The sequence below is a fragment of the Microbacterium sp. BF1 genome (genome assembly GCF_019279095.1).
In the GTDB taxonomy this organism is placed as follows: Bacteria; Actinomycetota; Actinomycetes; order Actinomycetales; family Microbacteriaceae; genus Microbacterium; species Microbacterium maritypicum.
The window spans coordinates 1-731 of sequence record NZ_JAGYWT010000781.1 but is presented as its reverse complement, the minus strand read 5'-3'; the positions used below and the strand labels follow the sequence as shown (position 1 = coordinate 731).

1 protein-coding gene is annotated in these 731 nt (G+C 69.5%); it reads left to right on the top strand.

Annotated elements, in window-relative coordinates; translation table 11 throughout:
• Positions 1-418: glycosyltransferase family 4 protein (locus KZA10_RS16750; RefSeq protein ID WP_218683464.1), on the top strand; the 418-nt coding region annotated here is incomplete at its 5' end.
• Positions 419-731 lie beyond the last annotated feature (313 nt).

Genomic DNA, 731 nt, shown 5'->3' with positions numbered 1-731 from the left:
GGTCGAGCTGATCGTGCAGACCTCCGCGAGCGGCGCTCCCGACGGCGTGCGCGTGGTGGATCGGATGAGTCACCGTGAGCTGCGCGAGCTGTACGCCACGGCGAGCGTGGTGGCGACGGCGACGAGGCCGAACCTGCACGTGTCGGGAATGACCGTGACGCTCGAGGCGCTGGCGACGGGTCGCCCGGTGGTCAACACCGACACCCCGGGGATGACCCAGTACGTCGCCGAGGGGGAGACGGGGCATCTGGTCCCCGTGGGCGATGCCGAGGCGCTGGCGGATCGCCTGGTGGGACTCGTCGACGACCGCGATCGCGCCGAGCGGATGGGCGTCGCGGGCCGGGCGGCGGTGGAGGCGACCTTCACGACAGCGCACATGTGCGCGCACCTGGCGGCGATCCTCCTGCCGGAGCACTGACCCGCTTTATCGCGAATTCGAGAAATCGAATAGCGCCACGCGGGCACCGTGCGCTAATCTGAGCGCGGATGCGTCTTTGGGGGACGCGAGGGAATCCATCATTCGCCGATATTTCGGCATGTGCCTATGGGGAGGCGCCATGCGAGTCCAGCGACTCGATGCAATCGAACGCGATGAAGAATCGCGCGCACGACCGTTCCGCCGCGTCGCGATGGGAGTCGTCGCCGTTCTGGTGACCGCGCTCCTCGGCGCCGCCATCACCGCACCGGCCGCTCAGGCGGACACGGTGCCCACCGATCCCGCCCTGCCGGCG